Here is a 4,610-nt window from a genome sequence, read left to right on the forward strand (position 1 = left end):
TAATTGGCAGCACGACTGATTCTGGTTCAGTTAGTCTTGGTTCGAGTCCAGGTAGACCAGCTCGGATCTGCGGAAACGTAAGATCCTCGCCCCCGTTGTGTAGCGGCCTAGCACGCCGCCCTCTCAAGGCGGTAGCGCCGGTTCGAATCCGGTCGGGGGTACGACACGAAGGCCCTCCACCTCGGTGGAGGGCCTTCGTCGTGTCTGCGCCCGCCGGTGCGGCAACTCGGCGTACGCGACGAACCGTTCGGCCTGCCGGCCGGCGGGGCACCGCCGTGCCCGGGCCGGTCCCGCCGGACCACGGTGCCGCGGCGTTGAGGCGACCGTGTTCCGGCGGGACCGCGCCGGCTCAGCCCGTGCGGCGCAGGGCCTCGGAGAGACGGGACGCGGCGTCGATGACGGCCTGGGCGTGCATCCGGCCCGGGTGCCGGGTCAGGCGCTCGATGGGGCCGGAGACGGAGACGGCGGCCACCACGCGGTTGGAGGGGCCGCGCACGGGTGCGGAGACGGACGCGACGCCCGGCTCGCGCTCGCCGATGGACTGGGCCCAGCCGCGCCGCCGTACGCCCGACAGGGCCGTCGCCGTGAAGCGGGCGCCCTGCAGGCCCCGGTGCAGGCGCTCCGGCTCCTCCCAGGCCATGAGGATCTGCGCCGAGGAACCGGCCTTCATGGTCAGCGTCGAGCCGACCGGGACCGTGTCCCGCAGGCCGGACAGGCGCTCCGCCGCAGCCACGCAGATCCGCATGTCACCCTGGCGGCGATAGAGCTGCGCGCTCTCGCCGGTGACATCGCGGAGGTGGGTGAGCACGGGGCCCGCCGTGGCGAGCAGGCGGTCCTCGCCGGCCGCGGCCGCGAGCTCCGCGAGGCGCGGGCCGAGGATGAACCGGCCCTGCATGTCGCGTGCCACCATGCGGTGGTGTTCCAGGGCCACGGCCAGGCGGTGGGCCGTGGGTCGTGCCAGTCCGGTGGCCCCGACCAGACCCGCGAGGGTGGCCGGACCGGACTCCAGAGCGCTCAGGACGAGGGCCGCCTTGTCCAGAACGCCGACGCCGCTACTGTTGTCCATGCAACGATACTCCCGTCTCACTCTGTGAAACGCAAGTTCAATTTTCCGTGGAACGCGCCACCCTGGAATCACACAGCGGCCCGTGGACCACGGGCCCTGGCGGCGGACGCCCGAACCGGGGCGCGGGCAGCCGCCTCCTGAAGATCTCTAGTTGTGTCGGTGGAAGCGTGCCGACCGGAGGGAAAGCGATGGGTAGGACACTCGCGGAGAAGGTCTGGGACGACCACGTCGTCCGGCGCGCCGAGGGCGAGCCCGACCTCCTCTACATCGATCTGCACCTGCTGCACGAGGTGACCAGCCCGCAGGCCTTCGACGGCCTGCGGCAGAACGGCCGCCAGGTGCGCCGCCTCGACCTCACCATCGCGACCGAGGACCACAACACCCCGACCCTCGACATCGACAAGCCGATCGCCGACCCGGTCTCCCGGGCCCAGCTGGAGACGCTGCGCAAGAACTGCGCCGAGTTCGGTGTGCGCCTGCACCCGCTCGGCGACGTCGAGCAGGGTGTCGTGCACGTCGTGGGTCCGCAGCTGGGCCTGACCCAGCCCGGTACCACGGTCGTCTGCGGTGACTCCCACACCTCCACGCACGGTGCCTTCGGCGCGCTGGCGTTCGGCATCGGCACCTCGCAGGTCGAGCACGTGCTGGCCACCCAGACGCTGCCGCTGGCCCGTCCGAAGACCATGGCGATCACGGTCGACGGCGAGCTGCCCGAGGGCGTCACGGCCAAGGACCTGATCCTGGCGATCATCGCGAAGATCGGCACCGGCGGCGGTCAGGGCTACATCCTGGAGTACCGCGGCTCCGCCATCGAGAAGCTCTCGATGGAGGCCCGGATGACCATCTGCAACATGTCGATCGAGGCCGGTGCCCGCGCGGGCATGATCGCCCCGGACGAGACCACCTTCGCGTACCTCCAGGGCCGCCCGCACGCCCCCGAGGGCGCCGACTGGGACGCCGCGGTCGAGTACTGGAGGACGCTGCGCACCGACGAGGACGCCGTCTTCGACGCCGAGGTCCACATCGACGCCGCCGCGCTGTCGCCGTTCGTCACCTGGGGTACCAACCCCGGCCAGGGCGCACCGCTTTCGGCCTCCGTCCCCGACCCGGCTTCGTACGAAGACGCTTCGGAGCGCCTGGCCGCCGAAAAGGCCCTGGAGTACATGGGGTTGGACGCCGGACAGCCGCTGCGCTCCATCAAGGTGGACACCGTCTTCGTAGGCTCCTGCACCAACGGGCGCATCGAGGACCTGCGCGCGGCCGCCGCGATCCTCCAGGACCGCAAAGTCGCCGACGGCGTACGGATGCTGGTCGTCCCCGGCTCCGCGCGGGTGGGTCTGCAGGCCGTCTCCGAGGGCCTGGACGTCGTCTTCAAGGAGGCCGGCGCCGAATGGCGGCACGCCGGCTGCTCGATGTGTCTCGGCATGAACCCCGACCAGCTGGCCCCGGGCGAGCGCTCCGCCTCCACCTCCAACCGCAACTTCGAGGGCCGGCAGGGCAAGGGCGGCCGCACCCACCTGGTGTCGCCGCAGGTCGCGGCCGCGACCGCCGTCCTCGGCCACCTGGCCTCGCCCGCCGACCTGTCCGACGCCCCCGTGCCCGCTGGAGTCTGAGAATCATGGAAGCCTTCACCACCCACACCGGCCGGGCCGTCCCGCTGCGCCGCGGCAACGTCGACACCGACCAGATCATCCCCGCCCACTGGCTCAAGAAGGTCACCCGGGACGGCTTCGAGGACGGGCTGTTCGAGGCCTGGCGCAAGGACGAGACCTTCGTCCTCAACCGGCCCGAGCGGCAGGGCGCCACGGTCCTGGTGGCCGGCCCCGACTTCGGCACCGGCTCCTCCCGGGAGCACGCCGTCTGGGCACTGCAGAACTACGGCTTCAAGGCCGTGATCTCCTCCCGCTTCGCGGACATCTTCCGGGGCAACTCGCTGAAGAACGGCCTGCTCACGGTGGTCCTCGACCAGAAGGTCGTGGACGCGCTGTGGGAGCTGACCGAGGCGGACCCCACGGCCGAGGTCACGGTGGACCTCGAGGCACGTGAGGTGCGCGCCGAGGGCGTCACCGCCTCCTTCGAGCTGGACGAGAACTCCCGCTGGCGGCTGCTGAACGGCCTGGACGACATCTCCATCACGCTGCAGAGCGAGGGCGACATCGCCGCCTTCGAGGACAAGCGGCCCGCCTACAAGCCGCGCACGCTCCAGAGCTGATCACCGGCGGCCGGACAAGTCGAGTTTCGGTCACCGCAACACTCCCGCCGTACCCCCGATCGCCACGATCGGGGGTACGGCCATGTCTGCACCCGAACGGCCCCCTGCCGCCCCGGCCGTCCGGTCAACTTCCCACGTTAAACGCCCGGTTGGCCGGGTAGGCGGTCAGCGGGACCGCGGCGCCGGAAAGCGCCGAGATGGCTGTACGAGGCGGCAGTTGCACCCTGCGCAGGCGACAACTCGCCCCAGATGGCACAATCTGTGCATGGAACACGACGGCCAACTCGAGCTCTATACGGCGGTCGCGAACCAGCTCAAGGAAGCGCACACAAGAGTGCGCGCACTGCAAGTCCCGGAGGGCGTACGGATGGCGCTGGCCCGGAAGCTGCTGGTCATTACGGCCGCGGCCAAGCACGATCCCGCCGCCGCGGCAAGGCGTCTCGAGCGGTTCACCAAGGACCTCGACGAGGGTCGCATCCCCGAAGAGGACCGCTGAACAGCCCGGGACAACCGAGTCCGTTGCGGCACTAGGGTGATTAGCCCGTTTCGTGTTTGATTTGCGGTATATATCTGCCTAACGTGCGAAAAAGCTTGAACACTTTCGTTCTGGCGATGTCTCCGAAGGGGAAGACGTGAACAAGGCGCAGCTCGTAGAAGCGATTGCCGACAAGGTGGGTGGCCGCCAGCAGGCCGCCGAAGCCGTCGATCATGTCCTGGACGCCATCGTCCGCGCGGTCGTCGCGGGCGAGCGGGTCTCGGTCACCGGTTTCGGGTCCTTCGAGAAGGTGGACCGTCCCGCTCGCTACGCCCGGAACCCCCAGACGGGCGAGCGGGTTCGCGTCAAGAAGACGTCCGTGCCGCGCTTCCGCGCCGGTCAGGGCTTCAAGGACCTGGTGAGCGGGTCGAAGAAGCTGCCGCGCGGCGGTGAGGTCTCCGTCAAGAAGGCGCCCAAGGGCAGCCTGACCGGTGCGGCTTCCGCCACGGTCAAGAAGGCCGCCGCGAAGAAGACCACCAAGGCCGCCGCGAAGAAGACCACGGCGAAGAAGGCGACGCCGGCGAAGAAGACCACGACCGCCGCCGCCGCGAAGAAGACCACGGCGAAGAAGGCGCCCGCCAAGAAGACCACGGCGACCGCCAAGACCACCGCGGCCAAGACCACCGCCAAGAAGGCGACGGCCAAGAAGGCTCCGGCGAAGAAGGTCACCGCCAAGAAGGCCCCGGCCAAGAAGTCGACGGCCCGCAAGACCACCGCCAAGAAGACCACCGCCCGCAAGGCGACGTCGTAAGGCCGCCGGGACAGCCACGCGCCGGGCCGGGCTCCCCTGGGGAGCC

Annotated in this window: 5 protein-coding genes and 1 tRNA gene; 5 read left to right on the top strand and 1 reads right to left on the bottom strand. The window is 70.1% G+C overall.

Going from position 1 to position 4,610, the window contains the following annotated elements:
* The first annotated feature begins 88 nt into the window (after positions 1-88).
* A tRNA-Glu gene (locus V7E45_RS23650) sits at positions 89-161 on the top strand.
* A 188-nt stretch (positions 162-349) separates the two neighbouring features.
* Here the strand turns inward: V7E45_RS23650 and ndgR are convergent.
* Complete coding sequence (gene ndgR, locus V7E45_RS23655; protein WP_020942440.1) at positions 350-1,066, bottom strand: IclR family transcriptional regulator NdgR; 717 nt, start codon at positions 1,064-1,066, stop codon at positions 350-352.
* Positions 1,067-1,254: 188 nt separating this feature from the next.
* Here ndgR and leuC point away from each other — a divergent pair, with 188 nt between their 5' ends.
* The 4 genes from leuC to V7E45_RS23675 all read left to right on the top strand — a co-directional run bounded on the left by leuC (position 1,255) and on the right by V7E45_RS23675 (position 4,564).
* The gene (gene leuC / locus V7E45_RS23660; protein ID WP_333776201.1) at positions 1,255-2,679 is read left to right on the top strand and encodes a 3-isopropylmalate dehydratase large subunit; all 1,425 of its coding nucleotides are present in this window, start codon (positions 1,255-1,257) and stop codon (positions 2,677-2,679) included.
* A gap of 5 nt (positions 2,680-2,684) precedes the next feature.
* Positions 2,685-3,278, top strand: coding sequence for a 3-isopropylmalate dehydratase small subunit (gene leuD / locus V7E45_RS23665; RefSeq protein WP_333776202.1), 594 nt, complete (start codon positions 2,685-2,687; stop codon positions 3,276-3,278).
* A gap of 265 nt (positions 3,279-3,543) precedes the next feature.
* The gene (locus V7E45_RS23670; protein WP_333776203.1) at positions 3,544-3,774 is read left to right on the top strand and encodes a hypothetical protein; all 231 of its coding nucleotides are present in this window, start codon (positions 3,544-3,546) and stop codon (positions 3,772-3,774) included.
* 136 nt (positions 3,775-3,910) lie between these two features.
* Positions 3,911-4,564, top strand: a complete 654-nt coding sequence (locus V7E45_RS23675) for an HU family DNA-binding protein (RefSeq protein ID WP_319151811.1) — start codon at positions 3,911-3,913, stop codon at positions 4,562-4,564.
* Positions 4,565-4,610 lie beyond the last annotated feature (46 nt).

The sequence above is a fragment of the Streptomyces sp. IBSBF 3136 genome (assembly GCF_036815105.1).
Taxonomy (GTDB): Bacteria; Actinomycetota; Actinomycetes; order Streptomycetales; family Streptomycetaceae; genus Streptomyces.